General features: G+C 72.8%; 20 protein-coding genes. 12 read left to right on the top strand and 8 right to left on the bottom strand.

What is annotated here, in order from left to right; genetic code table 11:
• Positions 1-46 precede the first annotated feature (46 nt).
• The 4 genes from E1284_RS04425 (at position 47) to E1284_RS04410 (ending at position 3,401) form a co-directional block, all read left to right on the top strand.
• Positions 47-1,366: a M16 family metallopeptidase gene (locus E1284_RS04425; protein ID WP_131937306.1), complete on the top strand. Its 1,320-nt coding sequence runs from the start codon at positions 47-49 to the stop codon at positions 1,364-1,366.
• A 97-nt stretch (positions 1,367-1,463) separates the two neighbouring features.
• Positions 1,464-2,087, top strand: a complete 624-nt coding sequence (locus E1284_RS04420; RefSeq protein WP_131937304.1) for an FMN-dependent NADH-azoreductase — start codon at positions 1,464-1,466, stop codon at positions 2,085-2,087.
• A gap of 37 nt (positions 2,088-2,124) precedes the next feature.
• Positions 2,125-2,862 (top strand): 4-hydroxy-tetrahydrodipicolinate reductase, encoded by a 738-nt coding sequence (gene dapB / locus E1284_RS04415; protein WP_131937302.1) that lies wholly within the window; start codon positions 2,125-2,127, stop codon positions 2,860-2,862.
• Positions 2,862-3,401 (top strand): transglutaminase-like domain-containing protein, encoded by a 540-nt coding sequence (locus E1284_RS04410; protein ID WP_131937346.1) that lies wholly within the window; start codon positions 2,862-2,864, stop codon positions 3,399-3,401. The genes dapB and E1284_RS04410 overlap by 1 nt, the downstream gene beginning before the upstream one ends.
• 3 nt (positions 3,402-3,404) lie before the next feature.
• On the opposite strand, the gene E1284_RS04405 is transcribed toward E1284_RS04410, so the two are convergent.
• The 3 genes from E1284_RS04405 to modA form a co-directional block, all read right to left on the bottom strand.
• Entirely contained in the window at positions 3,405-3,872 is a 468-nt protein-coding gene (locus E1284_RS04405) for a nitroreductase family deazaflavin-dependent oxidoreductase (RefSeq protein WP_131937300.1), read from the bottom strand.
• Between the two features lie 70 nt (positions 3,873-3,942).
• The gene (locus E1284_RS04400) at positions 3,943-4,632 is read right to left on the bottom strand and encodes a Uma2 family endonuclease (RefSeq protein WP_243714249.1); all 690 of its coding nucleotides are present in this window, start codon (positions 4,630-4,632) and stop codon (positions 3,943-3,945) included.
• Positions 4,633-4,709: 77 nt separating this feature from the next.
• Positions 4,710-5,489, bottom strand: coding sequence for a molybdate ABC transporter substrate-binding protein (modA, locus tag E1284_RS04395; RefSeq protein WP_131937296.1), 780 nt, complete (start codon positions 5,487-5,489; stop codon positions 4,710-4,712).
• 112 nt (positions 5,490-5,601) lie between these two features.
• Here modA and E1284_RS04390 point away from each other — a divergent pair, with 112 nt between their 5' ends.
• Together E1284_RS04390 and E1284_RS04385 are read left to right on the top strand one after the other, a co-directional pair.
• A complete protein-coding gene (locus tag E1284_RS04390; protein WP_131937294.1) occupies positions 5,602-6,276 on the top strand; it encodes a uracil-DNA glycosylase in 675 nt (224 codons plus the stop codon).
• 96 nt (positions 6,277-6,372) lie between these two features.
• Positions 6,373-7,383 (top strand): hypothetical protein, encoded by a 1,011-nt coding sequence (locus E1284_RS04385; RefSeq protein ID WP_131937292.1) that lies wholly within the window; start codon positions 6,373-6,375, stop codon positions 7,381-7,383.
• On the opposite strand, the gene E1284_RS04380 is transcribed toward E1284_RS04385, so the two are convergent.
• Genes E1284_RS04380 through E1284_RS04365 form a run of 4 tightly spaced genes read right to left on the bottom strand, consistent with a single transcriptional unit; the run spans position 7,347 to position 11,108 of the window.
• Positions 7,347-8,213 carry a 1,4-dihydroxy-2-naphthoate polyprenyltransferase gene (locus tag E1284_RS04380; protein WP_131937290.1) on the bottom strand — a complete coding sequence of 289 codons (867 nt, stop codon included), beginning with the start codon at positions 8,211-8,213 and terminating at the stop codon, positions 7,347-7,349. The two genes, E1284_RS04385 and E1284_RS04380, sit on opposite strands and share 37 nt — an antisense overlap.
• 34 nt (positions 8,214-8,247) lie before the next feature.
• Positions 8,248-9,900 carry an MFS transporter gene (locus E1284_RS04375; RefSeq protein ID WP_243714245.1) on the bottom strand — a complete coding sequence of 551 codons (1,653 nt, stop codon included), beginning with the start codon at positions 9,898-9,900 and terminating at the stop codon, positions 8,248-8,250.
• Between the two features lie 56 nt (positions 9,901-9,956).
• Positions 9,957-10,496: a GNAT family N-acetyltransferase gene (locus E1284_RS04370; RefSeq protein WP_131937288.1), complete on the bottom strand. Its 540-nt coding sequence runs from the start codon at positions 10,494-10,496 to the stop codon at positions 9,957-9,959.
• 54 nt (positions 10,497-10,550) lie between these two features.
• Positions 10,551-11,108, bottom strand: coding sequence for a CGNR zinc finger domain-containing protein (locus E1284_RS04365; RefSeq protein ID WP_131937286.1), 558 nt, complete (start codon positions 11,106-11,108; stop codon positions 10,551-10,553).
• 124 nt (positions 11,109-11,232) lie between these two features.
• On the opposite strand from E1284_RS04365, the gene E1284_RS04360 reads away from it, so the two are divergent.
• On the top strand, positions 11,233-11,520 hold the full coding sequence (locus E1284_RS04360) for a hypothetical protein (protein WP_131937284.1): 288 nt from the start codon (positions 11,233-11,235) through the stop codon (positions 11,518-11,520).
• Positions 11,517-11,861 (top strand): VOC family protein, encoded by a 345-nt coding sequence (locus tag E1284_RS04355; RefSeq protein WP_131937282.1) that lies wholly within the window; start codon positions 11,517-11,519, stop codon positions 11,859-11,861. Before E1284_RS04360 ends, E1284_RS04355 begins: the two co-directional genes overlap by 4 nt.
• An 84-nt stretch (positions 11,862-11,945) precedes the next feature.
• Here the strand turns inward: E1284_RS04355 and E1284_RS04350 are convergent, their stop codons facing one another.
• Complete coding sequence (locus E1284_RS04350) at positions 11,946-12,137, bottom strand: hypothetical protein (RefSeq protein ID WP_131937280.1); 192 nt, start codon at positions 12,135-12,137, stop codon at positions 11,946-11,948.
• Positions 12,138-12,353: 216 nt separating this feature from the next.
• Here E1284_RS04350 and E1284_RS04345 point away from each other — a divergent pair, with 216 nt between their 5' ends.
• The 4 genes from E1284_RS04345 to E1284_RS04330 all read left to right on the top strand — a co-directional run bounded on the left by E1284_RS04345 (position 12,354) and on the right by E1284_RS04330 (position 16,534).
• Positions 12,354-13,409 (top strand): glycoside hydrolase family 18 protein, encoded by a 1,056-nt coding sequence (locus tag E1284_RS04345; RefSeq protein WP_243714244.1) that lies wholly within the window; start codon positions 12,354-12,356, stop codon positions 13,407-13,409.
• A 139-nt stretch (positions 13,410-13,548) separates the two neighbouring features.
• Positions 13,549-13,770: a hypothetical protein gene (locus E1284_RS04340; protein ID WP_067631925.1), complete on the top strand. Its 222-nt coding sequence runs from the start codon at positions 13,549-13,551 to the stop codon at positions 13,768-13,770.
• A gap of 182 nt (positions 13,771-13,952) precedes the next feature.
• Positions 13,953-14,852: a 4-hydroxy-tetrahydrodipicolinate synthase gene (dapA, locus tag E1284_RS04335; RefSeq protein WP_243714243.1), complete on the top strand. Its 900-nt coding sequence runs from the start codon at positions 13,953-13,955 to the stop codon at positions 14,850-14,852.
• Positions 14,849-16,534 carry a ribonuclease J gene (locus E1284_RS04330; protein ID WP_131937276.1) on the top strand — a complete coding sequence of 562 codons (1,686 nt, stop codon included), beginning with the start codon at positions 14,849-14,851 and terminating at the stop codon, positions 16,532-16,534. The genes dapA and E1284_RS04330 overlap by 4 nt, the downstream gene beginning before the upstream one ends.
• Positions 16,535-16,615: the final 81 nt, after the last annotated feature.

The raw sequence follows: 16,615 nt of genomic DNA, 5'->3' as shown, positions 1-16,615 counted from the left end.
GGGACGGCCGGCTGGGTGCTTTCCCACGAAGGAATGTGAGCGACACGTGACCCTGCCGGCGCGGGCGCAGGAGCCCGGCACCACCACCACGATCCACACCGACGGGGCCGGCGCGGTGCGCCGCACCGTCCTGCCCGGCGGGCTGCGGATCATCACCGAGTCGATGCCGACCGTGCGGTCCGCGGCGTTCGGCATCTGGTCGGCGGTCGGCTCCCGGGACGAGGCGCCCGCCGACGCCGGTGCGAGCCACTACCTGGAGCACGTGCTGTTCAAGGGCACGAGCCGGCGCTCGGCGCTGGAGATCTCCGCGGCGATCGACGCGGTCGGCGGCGACCTCAACGCGTTCACCGCCAAGGAGTACACCTGCTACTACGCGCGGGTGCTCGACGCCGACCTGCCGCTCGCCGTCGACGTCGTCTCGGACATGGTCGCCGACTCGGTCAACCGCCCCGAGGACGTCGAGGCCGAGCGCGGTGTGATCCTCGAAGAGATCCACATGCGCGACGACGACCCGGGCGACCTGATCCACGACGAGTTCTCCACCGCGCTGTACGGCGACACCCCGCTCGGCCGCCCCATCCTCGGCTCCGAGGACTCGATCAACGCGCTGTCCCGGGACCGGATCCACGGCTACTACCGGGAGCACTACGTCCCGTCCAAGCTGGTGGTGTCGGTCGCGGGCAACATCGACCACGACGAGGTCGTCGGGCTGGTGTCCCGCGCGTTCGCCGGGCACCTCACCGGGGACGCCGAGCCCGCCGCGCCCCGCCTGAACGGGGCGCCCGCGCCGCTCGACCCGCGCAGCGTGGTGATCGACAAGGACACCGAGCAGGCGCACATCATCCTCGGCGGCGCCGGCGTGTCCCGTACCGACGACCGCCGGTTCGCGCTCGGCGTGCTGAACGCCGCGCTCGGCGGCGGCATGTCGTCCCGCCTCTTCCAGGAGATCCGGGAGAAGCGCGGCCTGGCGTACTCGGTCTACAGCTACACGGCGCAGTACGCCGACTCGGGCATCTTCGGCGTCTACGCGGGCTGCCAGCCGGCGAAGGCCGAGGAGGTCCTCTCGATCTGCCGGGACGAGCTGGGCAAGGCCGCCGGGGAGTGCCTCACCGACGAGGAGTTGGAGCGCGGCAAGGGCCAGCTGCGCGGCGCCATGGTCCTCGGCCTGGAGGACACCGGCTCCCGCATGAGCCGCATCGGCAAGAGCGAGCTGGTCTATGAGTCGCTGCTGCCGGTGGACGAGGTCCTGGCGCGCATCGAGGCCGTCACGCTCGACGACGTCCGCGCGATCGCCCGCGACGTCCTGTCCGCCCCGCAGGCGCTCACCGTCATCGGCCCCGTCGGAGACCGCGACTTCTCCGCCTGAATCCTGCCCGCGCGGGCTTGTTAAGCGGACTATGGTCCGTTACCTTGTGAAAGGTAATCGGACCGTGGTCCGCATGCCCGCGTTGAGAGGACTCCCCGTGTCCCGTCTGCTGCACATCTCCGCGTCCCCCCGGGGCGCCGCGTCCGAGTCCCTGGCGATCGCCGGGACCTTCCTGGACGCCTACCGCGACGTCCACGGCGACGTCGTCGACCACTTCGACCTGTGGGACGGCACCCTTCCCGCGTTCGGCCCGGCCGGCGCCGGCGCCAAGATGGCCGTGTTCGCGGGGGAGGACCCGTCCGGCGAACAGGCCGCCGCGTGGCGGGCCGCCCGCGCCGTCTTCGACCGCTTCGCCTCCTACGACCGGTACCTGTTCAGCGTCCCGATGTGGAACTCCGGCATCCCCTACGTCCTCAAGCAGTTCATCGACGTGATCTCGCAGCCCGGCTGGGTCTTCCGCTTCGACCCGGAGAAGGGCTACACCGGCCTCCTCCACGGCAAGAAGGCCGCCGTCGTCTGCACGAGCGCCGTCTACGGCGACGGCCGCCCGCCCGCGTTCGGCCGCGACCACCAGGTCCCCTTCCTGGACGGCTGGCTGCGCTGGACCGGGATCACCGACATCGCGGGCATCGAGTTCCGCCCCAACCTCGCGGTGGCCGACGCCGGCGCGGGGCGCCGCGCCGCGCACGCCGAGGCGCGCGAGCTGGGCAAGCGCTTCTGACGATAGGCTCGGGCGGGACGCCATCCGGGAGGGACACGTGACAAAGGTCGGGGTGCTGGGCGCGCAGGGCCGCATGGGCGCCGAGGTGTGCCGTGCCGTGCAGGGAGCCGGCGACATGGAGCTCGTCGCCGCCGTCGACCAGGGCGACGCGCTCGACGCGCTCACCGCCGCCGAGGTCGTCGTCGACTTCACCCACCCCGGCGTCGTCATGGACAACCTCAGATGGTGCGTCGAGCGCGGCCTGCACGCCGTCGTCGGCACCACCGGGTTCGACCCGTCCCGCCTCGACACCGTCCGCTCCTGGCTGACCGACGAGTCGTCCGGGAACGTGCTCATCGCCCCGAACTTCGGGATCGGCGCGGTGCTGATGATGCACTTCGCGCAGAAGGCCGCGCCGTTCTTCGAGTCCGTCGAGATCGTCGAGACGCACCACCCGAACAAGGCCGACGCCCCGTCCGGCACCGCCTACCGCACCGCCGAACTCGTCGCCGCCGCCCGCGCGGAGGCCGGCGTGGCCCCGTCCCCGGACGCCACGACCTCCGAGGTCGACGGCGCCCGCGGCGCGGACGTGGACGGCGTCCGGGTGCACGCGGTCCGGATGTCCGGCGCCGTCGCGCACCAGGAGGTCGTGCTCGGCGGCCACGGCGAGCTGTTCACCATCCGGCACGACTCGATGAACCGCGAGTCGTTCATGCCGGGCGTCCTGCTCGCCGTCCGCAGGGTCCCCGAGCTCGACCGCCTCACCCTCGGCATCGAGTCGCTCCTCGGCCTGTGATGGACTTCGCCGCCGACCCCTGGGACTACCTCGCGGCCTCCGAGGCGATCGACATCGAGCACCCGCTCGTCCAGTCGATCGCCGCGGAGCTGCGGACCGGCGACGACATCGCCTACGCCCACGCCGCGTTCGACCACGTCCGCGACCGTGTCCCGCACTCCATGGACACCGGCGACCCCCGCGTCCCCTGGCGCGCCTCCGACGTCCTCGACCAGCGCACAGGGCTGTGCTACGCCAAGTCCCACGCCTACGTGGCCCTCCTGCGCGCGGGAGGCATCCAAGCGGGCCTTGCCTACCAGCAGGCATCGGGCATCCTCCACGGCCTGACCGCCGCCCTGGTGGACGACCGCTGGGTCCTCCTCGACCCCCGAGGCAACAAACCGGGCATAGACGTCCGGTTCTCCCCCTCCGAGAACCGCCTCGCCTACCCTGCCGACCCGATCCACCCCACGATCTACGCAGCACCCCCGGAAACGGTCCTAGAGGCCCTGAAATCAATGCCCCACCCGACAGCCCTCCCCGCCGCCCTGGACGGCTGAGCGTCAGGGGGAGAGGCGGAGGAAGGGGAGTTCTCGGCCTACGCGGCGGTAGTCGTCGGCGGTGCCGTCGACGCTGAAGCCCATCAGGCGGACGAGTCTCGCGGCGGCCTTCGGGTGGCGCGGGGCGTAGCGGGCCATGATCTCGCCGCCCTCGGCGGGGGGAAGCCGGTGGGCGGTGACGTCCATGCGGTGCCGGCCCACCTGGATGGTGACGTCGGGATGGGCGAGGACGTTGCGGTACCAGTCGGCCTTGGGGCCGAAACCCGAGCAGACGATGTAGCCGTCGTCCGCGTGTTCGATCACTTCGAGCACCACCTGCCGGGGCCTGCCGGACTTCCGGCCGGTGTGATCGAGCAGCAGGAAGCGGCCGCGCATCAACCGGCCGAGGTGCATCCGGTACAGGTGGACGGGCAGGCGCGCCAGTGTGCGGCCCAGCCCCTTCGGGGGTGCGGGCCGGTCCAGGATCTCCATGACCTCCACCTTCCCCGGGACGGGCCGGGGAAGCGGGGGTTGTGCGGGTGGGAGCGGGCGCGTTGAGCGCTCAGACCGTACCGCGCTGCCAGGGCTCCCACTCGTCGGTGAGGATTTCCAGGCCGAACGGCTCCGGCAGCTTGACGGGCTCGCCGAACGCCCAGCTCACCGCCTCCTGGTACTCGCCGACCATGGTGTGGGGCCGACTGAAGAGAGTCGTTCGCGCTTCCTTGGGATCGCGGTCGACCAGCAGGTAGAAGGGGATGCCGACCCGCGCGTAGCCGTTCCACTTGCTCGGATTGGCCCGCCGGTTGCCCGGGCGGCGGTCGTCCGGGGCATTGCTCGGCGACGTGACCTCGAGCGCAAGTTCGAGGTGGGCGGGCAGAGCCTTGCGGAGCTGCGCGCGCCGTCCCTCCGCGGCGGTCCTCCTGTTGAGGACGCACAGGTCGGGGATGTAGCCGTCATGGATGTCGCTGACGTTCAGGTCCTGCGTGGCGACACAGCGCCACGGAAAGGAGGCGTCCCTGACACGCGCGGCCGCGAAGGCGTCCGAGATGTCCTGGACGATGAAGTTGTGAGCCATGTCCGGCCCTGGTGACACGACGATCTCCCCACCGATGATTTCGACACGGGTGCCGTCGTGGGGGAGATCCAGTACGTCGGCGAGCTCGTCCCGCATCCAGAGGTTGTAGGGGGTGTCGGGGAGCTCGCGGTGGTGGTGAACAGTGGCAATAATGCTCACTTTGGGTGATTCCTCCATCACGCTCGGCTCCCGTCACTATAGAGACCGTGTGTAGTCAGCGTATCCGGAATCGGTGATCCCGTTCGGGAAGCGGGTCAGCGGGGGGACGGCGGGTTGGGGAAGCCGTACTTGTGGAACAGTTTCTGGGCGGTGGGCGTCAGGAGCCACGAGACGAAGGCGTTCGCCTCGTCCTCGTGCTCGGAGTCCTTGACGGCGGCGGCGTTGAAGGCGGCGGTGACGTTCAGGTCCGCCGGGATGGGGACGCTGCTCGCCGCGACACCCGCCGAGCGCAGGTCGGTGATGTAGACCAGGCCGGCGTCGGCCTCGCCGGCGCGGATGCGGTCCAGGACGGCGCGGGCGCTGATCTCCTCCGAGCTCCACCGGACCGTCAGCCCCGCGTTCGCGAGGATCTGGCGGGTGTAGCGGCCGACCGGGACCGTGCCCGCGCCGACCACCACGCGCAGGCCCGGCCGCTCCAGGTCGCGCAGGTCGCGGACGCGCTTGGGGTTACCGGGGCCGACCGCGATGGTGAGCGTGTCGTGGGTGACGACCCGGGGGCGTCCGGCCAGGTCGTCGGCGGCGTCGTCCATGCTCGCCCGGTCCGCGGTCACGAGGACGTCGCCGGGGGCGCGTTCGGAGAGCCGGTCGGCCATCTCGACGGACCCGCCGAACACGAAGCGCAGCCTCACCCCCGGATGCTCCTGGTGGTAGGCCGTCCCCATCTCGCCGAACACCTCGGTGAGCGACGAGCTGGCGAGGACGGTCAGCGTGGCCGGCCCAGACGGGCCGCCGCAGCCCGAGCCGAGGGCGGGCAGGGTGAGCGCGGCGAGCAGCACGGACGCGCGGAGGCGCCGCCGACGGGGGGAATCGGGCATATGGCGTCATCCTACGGTCGGGGCCCTTTCCCGCCCGTGATTCGGCGTGGCGTGTCAGTGGCGCGCACTAGTGTTTCCGGCAATTGGAGATCACGTCCTCGGAGGCCCGACGATGTCCCTCGACCTGATGGAACTGCTGCCCGGCGACTGGCGGGAGCGGCTCGATCCGCTGCTCGACCCGATCGCCACCGCCGCGCTGGGCGCGTTCGTCGCCGGGGAGTACGCGGCGCAGACCGTCTACCCGCCGCGGGAGGACCTGTTCAACGCCTTCCGGCACTGCCCGTTCGACGGCACCCGCGTGCTGATCCTCGGCCAGGACCCCTACCACGGCCCCGGCCAGGCGCACGGGCTCAGCTTCAGCGTGCGGGAGGGGGTGCGGCTGCCGCCGTCGCTGCGCAACATCTACAAGGAGCTGGCGACCGACCTCGACGTCCCTGCGGCGGCGTCGGGCGACCTGACCCGCTGGGCCGACCAGGGCGTCCTGCTGCTGAACGCGGTGCTGACCGTGCGCGGCGGCGAGGCGGGCTCGCACGCCGGCAAGGGCTGGGAGGACTTCACCGACGCCGCGATCCGCGCGCTGAACGACAAGAGCGAGCGCGTCGTCTTCGTGCTGTGGGGCGCCTACGCGCGCAAGAAGGCCCGGCTGATCACCGGGCCGCAGCACACCGTGATCGAGTCGGCGCACCCGAGCCCGCTGAGCGCGAAGAAGTTCTTCGGGACGCGCCCGTTCAGCGCCGTGAACAAGGCCCTCGTCGACGCCGGCCTCCCGGAGATCAGCTGGGGGTAGCCCGCGCCCGCCCCTCACCCGTGCGGGGGAGGGGCGGGCCAGGTCTCACCCGGCGGCGGGAAGCGCGGCCGGGGCCGGTCCCGGCATGGTCGGGGCATGACCGTTTCAGCTCACCCGCTCACCCGGCCGGCGCGTGCGGCGCACGGCGGGCCGGGGCGCCTGCGCCTCGCCGTCTGCGCGGCGACGATCGCCGCGTGCGTCCCCTACCTCACCATCAAGATCGCGTGGCTGTCCGGCAGCACGGTCGGATGGAACGACACCGATGCGGCGCGGGAGTCGGCTCTCTACGTCGGCAACGCGATCACCATGGGCATGGACGCGGTCGCCGTGCTGGTCGCGCTGGCGTTCACGTTCCCGTGGGGCAGGCGGCTCCCGGCGTGGCTGGTGCTGACGCCGATCTGGGTCGCCGCCGGGCTGCTCGCGCCGATCGTCCTCGCCGTCCCGCTGGGCACGCTGCTGCAGACGCTCTTCTCGTCGGAGCCGGTGGCCTCCGGCGACGGCGCGCTCCAAGGGTGGGTGTTCGGTGTTGTCTACGGGGGCTTCACCGTGCAGGGGCTCGGCCTGCTCACGGCCTTCGTCCTGTACGCGCGGGACCGGTGGACGGACGTCTTCACCGTCCGCACCAAGGACGTCCCCAAGGGCGCGACCCACCCGCTGCAGGCGCTCCTGGCGCGCGCGGCGACCGTGTTCGCGGCGGCCTTCGCGGCCGTGCACGTCTTCTGGGCCTTCGGCGGGACGGCAGGGCTCCGCGCCGACCAGATCGAGAGCAGGAACCTCGCCCAGCAGCTCGCCGACGGCGTCTGGGGCGGTCTCGCGCTCGCCGGCGCCGCCGCGCTGCTGCTGATCGTCCGGCGCGGCGGGCGCCCGGCGAGGTTCGCGGTGCCGCTGGCCGTCGCGTGGGTCGGTGCGGCCGCCACGTTCACCTGGTCGCTCTACGGGCTCCTGGTGCTGGTCGCCCAGATGGGCGACCTCGGAGGCGACTCGACCGCGGTGGCCGGGCTGGCGGCCGTGTCCGGGCTGCTCGGCGGGCTCATCATGGGCCTCACCGGCGCCTTCCTGCTCGCCGAGCGTCAGAGCGCGAGGCCGATCGCCAGCAGCGCGCCGTAGGCGATCTGGAGCCGGCCGGTCTCGCCCAGCACGGGGATCAGGGCGGGGCCGGTCGCGCCCTGCAGCACCTTCTGCGTCGGCGGCAGCGACAGCGGCGCCGCGAGCAGGGCGAGCAGCACCCACGGGTGCGGCGCCGCCAGCGCCAGGACGAACATGAACGGCAGCGCGGTGCACGCCGCGTACAGGATCCGGGTCCAGGGGCCGCCGAGCAGCACGGCCAGGGTCCGCTTGCCCGACTCGCGGTCGGTCGGGATGTCGCGCAGGTTGTTCGCGACGAGCAGCGCGCAGGCCAGCAGCCCGATCGGCACCGCCGCCGCCCACGCCTCCCACGGAAGCGCCTCGACCTGGACGTACACCGTCCCGACGACGGCGACGAGGCCGAAGAACATGAACACCGACACCTCGCCCAGCGCCCGGTATCCGTACGGGGTCTTGCCGCCGGTGTAGAACCAGGCCGCGAGGATCGCGACGGCGCCGACCAGCAGCAGCCACCACGTCGTCACGGCGGCGAGCACCAGCCCGGCCGCGGCCGCGGCGAGGAAGCAGCCGAGCGCGGCGGCGAGGACCTGCTTCGGCGGCGCGGCCCTCGACCCGACGAGCCGCAGCGGGCCGACGCGGTCCTCGTCGGTGCCGCGCATGCCGTCGCTGTAGTCGTTGGAGTAGTTCACCCCGATCTGCAGGACGAGTGCGACGACCCCGGCGAGGACGGCGCGCCACCAGACGGGGTCGCCCTCGCCGACCGCGACGCCGGTGCCGACGACGACGGGAACGAGGGACGCGGGCAGGGTGCGGGGCCGGGATCCGGCGACCCATTGGGAGAGCGTGGCCACAGTTACCGCTTGTTCTCGTGGGACGACAGGGGGACTACCTCTTCGATTCTTCCCGATCGCGATCACCGCTCGGGCGCAGCCGCAGGGACGCGCCGAGCCCGAGCGCGAGGATCGCGGCGGTGGTGAGGGCCGCGTGCCGGGCGGCGGCGGCGAGGCTCTCGTCGGCGGCGCGGGCCTCGGCCTCCAGGCCGGGTGCCGCGTGCAGGTCGCGGCCGTACGTCCCGGCGCTCTCCCGCAGGTCGTGCGCGATGGCGGCCTGCCGTCCCGGCGGGAGCGCCGAGTCGGCCAGCCGGTCGGTCATCGCGTGCCCGAGGCTCGTCGCGAACACCGTCCCTATCGCGGCGATGCCGAGCGCCGCGCCGACCTGCCGGGCCGTCGACTGCGTCCCGGACGCCTGCCCGGACTGCGCCGGCGGGACGTCCGCCAGCGACACGTTCGTCAGCTGCGCCGACGTCAGGCCGAGCCCGAGCCCGTACAGCAGCATCCACGGCGCGAGACCGAGCCCGCCGGTGGTCGGGGACAGGGTGAGGGCCAGCATGACGACGGCGACGACTTCGAGCACCATGCCGGTCTGCACGACCCGGTGCGCGCCGCGCTTGTTCGCCAGCCTGCCCGCGTAGCCGCCGGTCAGGAACGCGCCGACGGCGAGCGGCAGGATCGCCAGGCTGATCTGCAGCGGGTCGGTGCCGTGGACGCCCAGCAGGAACAGCGGCAGGACGAACAGCAGCCCCAGCTCGCCGACGTTGATGAGCGCCGAGGCGAGGTTGCCGCGGCGGAAGTTCGGGATGCGGAACAGCTCCAGGTCGAGCATGACCGGGCGCCCGGCGGCGGCCCGGGACCGCTCCACCACGACCAGCGCCGCGAGCAGCAGCGCCCCGAGCGCGAGGACGACCGGGACCGGCGACACCGCCGTCTCGGGCCAGTCGAACCCGGCCATCGTGAACGGGCGCGTCGGCGTCCACCAGCCGTAGGTCTGGCCCTCGATGATCCCGCACACGAGGGCGCCGAGCCCGAGCGCCGACAGCAGACCGCCCGGCCAGTCGATCTCCCGCCGCGCGCCCCGCGTACCGGGTTGCCGGGTCTCGGGCAGCAGCCACAGGGCCCCGGCGACGAGCAGGGCGCCGAGCGGCAGGTTGATCCCGAACGCCCAGCGCCAGCCGCCGCCGGTGGCGATCGCCCCGCCGGCGAGCGGCCCGAGCGCGGCCATCCCGCTGATCATCGAGCCCCAGATCCCGAAGGCGACGGCGCGGTCCCGCCCGGTGAACACGGCGTTCAGCGTGGCGAGCGTGGCCGGCATGATCATGGAGGCGCCGACGCCCTGCGCGGCCCGCGCGGCGATCAGCGCCGAGCCGTCCCCGGCCAGCGCGGCGGCGACGCTCGCCGCCGCGAACACCGCGGTCCCGAGCACGAACAGCCGGCGCCGCCCGAACAGGTCGCCGGCCCGCCCGAACGGGATGAGCAGCGCCGCGAACACCAGCGCGTACACCGAGGTCGCCCATTCGGCGTCCGTGGTCGTCAGGCCGAGGTCGGCGACGATCCGGGGGAGCAGCACGCCGACGATCGTGGCGTCCACCACGATCAGCGAGACGCCGAGGCTGATGACGACCATGCCGAGCCGGCGGTGCCGGACGGCGGGAGCCGCGGCCGCGGGGGCGCGCGGCGGCGTCAGGGAGCTGGACTCGGGCACGGCTTCAAAGATATTGCCGGGCCGGGTGTGCACCTCACCGACCCCGGGTGAAGCGGTCAGGCGCCGATGTCGGTGTGCAGGCGGATCTGCCGGACGGGCTCGCCCATGTCGAGCGTGCGGGCCGTGCCGTCGGGGGCCCAGCCGGCCGAGCCGAGGAACGTCCGGGTGACCTCGTCGCCCTCGAAGACCCAGCTGATCAGGGTGGTGAAGCCGTCCTCGCGCAGCAGGTCGACGGTCGCGGCGAGCAGCCGGCTGCCGTGCCCGGCGCGGGCGTGCAGCGGGTCGACCAGCAGTGTGATCAGCTCCGCGGTGGCGGCGGCGTCGAGATCGGCGTCCTCGGCGGGGCCGTGCGCGGCGAAGCCGACGACCAGGTCGGACGCCACCGCGACCAGCAGCCGGTGCCGCGGGGTCGGCGGCGCCGCCGCGGCCTCCGCCCACCGGTCCCGCCACGTCTCCACGGCGTCGGGCGCGGTGACCTCGTCGAGCACGCCGGCCGGCAGCAGATCGCGGTACCCGTGCCGCCACGCCCGCACCTGGATGCCGGCGACGGCGGCCGCGTCCGCGCGCCGCGCGGGCCGCACTCCCACATCGGCCATGGCGCCCGTCCTCTCGCTGGAAACCCGCCGCTTCACCCTAGCGACCCCCGGCGATCAGCCGGCCGCGGGCTTCCGCCTGGCGCGGTAGGCGCGGGTCTTGGTGCGGTTGCCGCAGACCCTCATCGAGCACCAGGCGCGGGACCGGTTCTTGGACGTGTCGAGGAACGCCCAGCGGCAGGTGTCCTCCTGGCAGGCCTTCAGCCGGGGCCACGTCCCGGCGGCGACGGAGTCCATGATCGCGGCGGCGACGCGGGCGAGGCCCGCGGCGGCCGTGCCGGGCGGGTCGAGCGGGACGAGCCCGGGACGCGGGCCGGTGAGCGCGACCCGCAGCGGGAGGACGGCCAGCACGTCCTCCAGGTCGTCCGGGAAGTCGGCGCCCTGCGGCCCGTGGTGGGCGGCCATGGCCTCGCGGAGCCCCTCCCGGAGCGTCACGGCGGCGCGCACGTCGTCGTCGCCCGCGTCCACCGGCCCCGGGACGAGCCCGCGCTCGGCGAGCCACCCGGCGAGCCCGGCGGGCGTGGCGATCCCGTCCGTCGAGGAGTCGACGTCGAGCGTGTTGACGAAGTCCGTCAGCAGCAGCGCGGGGTCCCCATCGGCGTGAGCGTCGGCCATGAACCCTCCTGCGTGTCCGCTGTGAATCCTACCAACGCGCGACACCGTCATTCTGATTTCACCGGTTGCATGAAGACGACACCAGCGTTACCGTTTAGGTGGTGTCAACGAAGGGGAGGACGCGATGAAACAGCTGCCGTACCTGGCCGGGCTCGCCATGCGGCACGCCTGGGCCGAGCGCGAGTACGCGCGCCTGCACGCCGACCTCGTCGAGGCGCGGCTCAGGGCCCGCGCCCGCGAGGCCCGGCGCGCCGCCCGGATCCGCCGCCGGCTGCTCGGCGGCGTGCCCGAGCGGATCGGCGCCCGGCCCGTCCGGCGCCGTTCCGCCCACCCCGCGGCGTACTGCGCACGCGCCGCCGCGCGCACGGCCGGCACCGCCGGCACCGCCGCGGCAGCGGGAGGCGCCCGATGATCCCGAAGGTGGGCAACATCGTCATCGACTGCGCCGACCTGGACGCCATGGCGGCGTTCTGGGGCGGGCTGCTCGGCCTGAGGACGACGCGCGCCGAGGGCGACTGGCTCGATCTGGAGCCGCTGGGCGGGAACGGGCCCGTCCTGTCCTTCCAGCGGGTCCCGGAACGGAAGACGATCAAGAACCGGCTGCACTTCGACCTGGACGTCCCCGACGTCCAGGCGGCCGGTGAGCGGGCGGCGGGCCTCGGGGCCACCCGGGCGCCCACCCCGCCCGGCGCGTCCTTCCAGGTCTGGCACGACCCCGAGGGCAACGAGTTCTGCTTCTGCCCCCTGGCGTGACCCGATGCGGGGCCGGCGGCCGCCACCGGCCGCCGGCCCCGTACCGGTCCATGCCGCGCTCATCCGGCGCATCCGCGGCCCGGTCTAGTCCTTGACGATCTGGGCCAGCAGCGTCACGACGCCCACGCCGACGCCGATCGGGATCGCGAACCGCGGGGCGGCGGCGGTGAGGGCGGCGGCGCCGACCGCCGCGAGGATGATCACGAGGGCCCGCGTGCTGATCATGGGGCGCGGCTCCCCGCGCCGGGACGGCACCTGCTCCGGTCGTACTCGCATGCCGTTTCGACCTCCATCCGGACGGACGGTAAGGACCGGGGCGGCTCCCGTCGGAGACGACGGGCGCATCGCTGAGCCGCCTCGTCATCACAGGGTTCCCCGCATGTCAACGGCTGAGGCGCGCGGCGCGCGATCGCGCCGCAACCATGATCGTTTCATGGCGGATTCCTGGCACTGGGCGTCCGGAGCACCCCGCTCATCCGGGATCATTACGTGATGAAGCGCAAAGGGCGGGTTTCGGGGATCGTGCGCCGGTTGCTGCGCTGCACCGGGTGGGCGGCGGCGTACGTCCTCGGCCTGGTCGCCCTCGTCTTCGCCGGGGCGTGGGTCTGGTGGCAGCCCGAGCCGGAGGCGCGGGGCACCGAGGCCAACGCGCTGTGGGCCAGGCACCAGTGGGTGGGGGAGGCGCACAGCGACGCCGAGTACCGCGCGTTCGGCGACCTGCTGAAGCGGAACCGCATCACCGACGTGTTCTTCCACGCGGGCCCGTTCGAGGCGGACGGGACGGTCCCCGCCGCGAAGTACCGCAACGCGCGGCGGCTCATCGCGGCCATGCGCGAGTACGCGCCGGGCGTCCGCTCGCAGGCGTACCTGGGGCAGATCAGGGTGGTGGAGGGCGAGGGCGTCATCGACCTCGACGACCCGGCCGTCCGGGAGCGGGTCCTGCGGACCGACGCCGCCTTCCTCGACCTCGGCTTCGACGGCATCCACTACGACTTCGAGCCGATCTACCCCGACGACCGCGCGTTCCTGACGCTGATGGACCGCACCCGCGAGCTGACCAGGTCGCGGGGCAGGCTGCTGTCGGTGGCCCTGGAGCAGCCGACGCTCTTCGACGGCCTCCAGCCGGTCTACAAGGCGCTGATCCCGCGCACCGGAGCCGTCCATTACCCGCCGCGCCCGACGAGGGACTTCCTGCGCGCCGTCGCCGACCGCGCCGACCAGGTCGCGATCATGACCTACGACGTGTCGCTGCCGACCCGGTCCCTCGCCGGATGGCACTACGCCCGGCACACGCGGGCGACGCTGGAGCTCATCGGCGACCGCACGACCGTCTTCATGGGCGTCCCCACCTACACGCCGCTCCTGGGCTGGGCGGAGAACCTGCAGGTCGCGGTGCGCGGCGTCCGGCGCGGGGTGGACGGGCTGAAGCGTCCGCCCAGGCGTCCGTACGGTGTCGGCGTGTACGCGGGCTGGACGACGCGCGACGAGGAGTGGGCCCGTTACCGCTCCACCTGGCTGCCCCGGGCGACAGAAAGTGTTGGCGGTTGAGAAACCCTCGCCGCCACGTTCCGATTCTCTTGAAGGTGCAGGTAGAAAGGGTTGGGTAGCCGTTCAACTTCGAGGGTATTGCCCGGTGCGGAAGTCAGGGCAGGGTCACCGGAAGGCAAAGGAAGTGGGGACGAGGCCGATGGGGGTTCAGCAGACCGCGCGGCGCGACGCCGACCGGATCGGCGAGCTGTCAGCCGAGTTCGCCGGCTGGCGGATCGGACGGGGCGGGTCCGGCCTCTGGTGGGCCGTCCGCGGCAACGATCTGGTGCGCACTCCCGACGTCGAGGAGCTGCGCGTCCGGCTGCATGAGATGACCGCTGGGTCACGTTATCCGATCGAGTCCGGGAAGTGGCCGGACTGACCCCGTAACGCGGCTTTTGCGTGCCACGATGTGGGATGTGGGAGCCGTCGCCACGCGTACCCCCGAGCGTGTGGCGGCGGCTTCTGCCTTTCTGTTCGACCTGCGGGTCCAAGTCGAACGGCCGTAACGGTACCGTTCGTTGCATGGCACCCAGCACAACGACTGACGCTCCGTTTGGACGGATGCTGACCGCCATGGTCACCCCGTTCCTGCCCGACGGCGGCGTCGACTACGACGGCGCCGCGCGCCTCGCGACCCACCTGGTCGACGAGCGGCGCCACGACGGCCTCGTCGTCAACGGGACGACGGGCGAGTCGCCGACGACGAGCGACGACGAGAAGAGCAGACTGCTGCGCGCGGTCATCGAGGCGGTCGGCGACCGCGCCGTGATCGTCGCCGGTGCCGGCACGAACCACACCGAGCACACCCTGCAGCTCGCGCGGCAGGCCGAGGCCGCCGGCGCGCACGCGCTGCTCGTGGTCACGCCCTACTACAACAAGCCCCCGCAGGAGGGCCTCGTCCGCCACTTCACCGCGGTGGCCGACGCGACGGGGCTGCCCTGCATGCTGTACGACATCCCGGGGCGCGCCGGGGTGCCGATCGAGAACGACACGCTCGTCCAGCTCGCCGAGCACCCGCGGATCATCGCCGTCAAGGACGCCAAGGGCGACCTGTTCGGCGCGTCCCGCGTGATGGCGGCGACCGATCTGGTCTGGTACTCCGGCGACGACAACCTCAACCTGCCCTGGCTCTCGGTCGGCGCGGCGGGGTTCGTCAGCGTGGTCGGGCATGTCGTCGGCGTCGAGCTCCATGAGATGATCGACGCATACCGCGCCGGTGAGCACGGCCGGGCGCTGGAGATCCACCGCCGGCTGCTGCCCGTGGTCACCGCCATCATGACCCGTACGCAGGGCGCCATCGCCGTCAAGGCAGCGCTGAACCTGCTCGGCCTCCCCGGAGGCGGCCCGCTCCGCGCGCCGCTCGTGGAGGCCTCGCCGCAGTTCGCCGCGCGCCTGCGAGAAGACCTCACGATAGGGGGAGTCAAAGTGCCGGAGGCAGTCATCCCGGAGGTCACCAGGTGAGTCACCCTCACCCGGAGCTGTCGGACCCGCCCGCGCCGCCCAGGGGCGGCCTGCGCATCGTCGCGCTCGGCGGGCTCGGGGAGATCGGCCGCAACATGACGGTGTACGAGTACGGCGGACGCCTGCTCGTCGTCGACTGCGGCGTGCTGTTCCCCGAGACCGAGCAGCCCGGTGTCGATCTGATCCTGCCCGATTTCGAGTACATCAGGGACCGCCTCGGCGACATCGAGGCCATCGTCCTCACGCACGGCCACGAAGACCACATCGGCGCCGTCCCGTACCTGCTGCGCGAACGCCGCGACATCCCCCTCGTCGGCTCGAAGCTCACGCTCGCGCTGCTGGAGGCCAAGCTCACCGAGCACCGGATCAAACCGGTCACCGACGTGGTCGAGGAGGGGGAGCGGCGCGACTTCGGGCCGTTCGACTGCGAGTTCCTCGCCGTCAACCACTCCATCCCGGACGCGCTCGCCGTCGCGATCCGCACGCCCGCCGGCCTCGTCCTGCACACCGGCGACTTCAAGATGGACCAGCTGCCGCTGGACGGCCGGCTCACCGACCTGCCCGGGTTCGCCCGGCTCGGCGCCGAGGGCATCGACCTGCTGATGTCGGACTCGACCAACGCCGAGGTGCCCGGGTTCGTCACCAGCGAGCGCAACATCGGCCCGGTCGTGGACGAGGTGTTCCGCACCGCGCAGGAGCGGCTCATCGTCGCCTGCTTCGCCTCGCACATCCACCGCGTCCAGCAGGTCCTGGACGCCGCCGTCGCCAACGGCCGCAAGGTCTGCTTCGTCGGCCGGTCCATGGTGCGCAACATGGGCGTCGCGCGCGAGCTCGGCTACCTGAACGTGCCCGACGGCATCATGGTCGAGCAGCGGGACCTGGACGACATCCCCGGCGACCGGCTCGTGCTCGTGTGCACCGGGTCGCAGGGCGAGCCGATGTCGGCCCTGTCGCGGATGGCGAACCGCGACCACTCGATCCGCATCACCGAGGGCGACACCGTGCTGCTGGCGTCCTCGCTGATCCCCGGCAACGAGAACGCGGTCAACCGCGTCATCAACGGCCTCACCCGCTGGGGCGCCCGCATCGTGCACAAGGGCAACGCGCTCGTGCACGTGTCCGGGCACGCGTCGGCCGGCGAGCTGCTGTACGTGCTGAACGTGACGAAGCCGGCCAACTTCATCCCCATCCACGGGGAGTGGCGGCACCTGCGCGCGCACGCCAAGCTGGCCGCGCTCACCGGCGTCCCCGAGGACGGCATCGTCATCGCCGAGGACGGCGTGGTCGTCGACCTCGTGGACGGCCGCGCCAAGATCGTCGGCGCGGTGCCCGCCGGCTACGTCTACGTGGACGGGCTGTCGGTCGGCGAGGTCACCGAGACCTCGCTGAAGGACCGGCGGATCCTCGGCGAGGAGGGCTTCGTCTCCATCGTCGTCGGCATCGACTCGACGTCCGGCAAGGTCGTCGCCGGGCCGGAGGTGCACGCCCGCGGCGCCGGCATCGTCAACGAGGACTTCGACGAGGTCATCGCCCGCATCGAGGGCGCGCTGCGGGACGCCGCCGGCGACGGCGTGAACGACTCGCACCAGTTGAACCAGCTCATCCGGCGCACCGTGGGCAAGTGGGTGAGCGAGAACTACCGGCGCCGCCCGATGATCGTCCCGGTGGTCGTGGAGGTCTAGGCGCGGGGGCGGACGGCCGCGGGGCCCGCGGCCGTCCGTTCTCCAACACGCCCGGCCGCCTCCCCGGGAACCCTCGGGGTC

The sequence above is a fragment of the Actinomadura bangladeshensis genome (assembly GCF_004348335.1).
Taxonomy (GTDB): domain Bacteria; phylum Actinomycetota; class Actinomycetes; order Streptosporangiales; family Streptosporangiaceae; genus Spirillospora; species Spirillospora bangladeshensis.
Note: the sequence above shows the minus strand (reverse complement) of the source record. Positions and strands in the feature narration are given on the sequence as shown.